The following is a 290-nucleotide window of genomic DNA, read 5'->3' on the forward strand; positions in this document are numbered from 1 at the left end:
GTCCCCGAGCTTGGTGATGATGTCGCCGACCCGCAGACCGGCCTTGTCGGCCGCTCCGCCCTTCGACACACTGACGAGTGCGACCCCGGCGGGCTGGTAGCCGGCGTCGACGACCGTACGGCCGGTGATGTCCAGCGCCGCCCGGCCCGAGTCGGTGACCTCGCCGTTCTCGATGATCTGGTCGGCCACCGTCTTCACCATCGACACCGGGATCGCGAATCCGATCCCCGGAGCGGCGCTGCCGCCCATCTGCGGGTCCGTCGCCGCCAGCGTCGGGATGCCGATGACCT

1 protein-coding gene is annotated in these 290 nt (G+C 70.7%); it reads right to left on the reverse strand.

Annotated features, from left to right (window positions below; all coding sequences use genetic code 11):
• Positions 1–290: PDZ domain-containing protein (locus J0695_RS42285; protein WP_242553821.1), on the reverse strand; the 290-nt coding region annotated here is incomplete at both ends.

The sequence above is a fragment of the Streptomyces beijiangensis genome (assembly GCF_017315755.1).
GTDB classification, from domain to species: domain Bacteria; phylum Actinomycetota; class Actinomycetes; order Streptomycetales; family Streptomycetaceae; genus Streptomyces; species Streptomyces beijiangensis.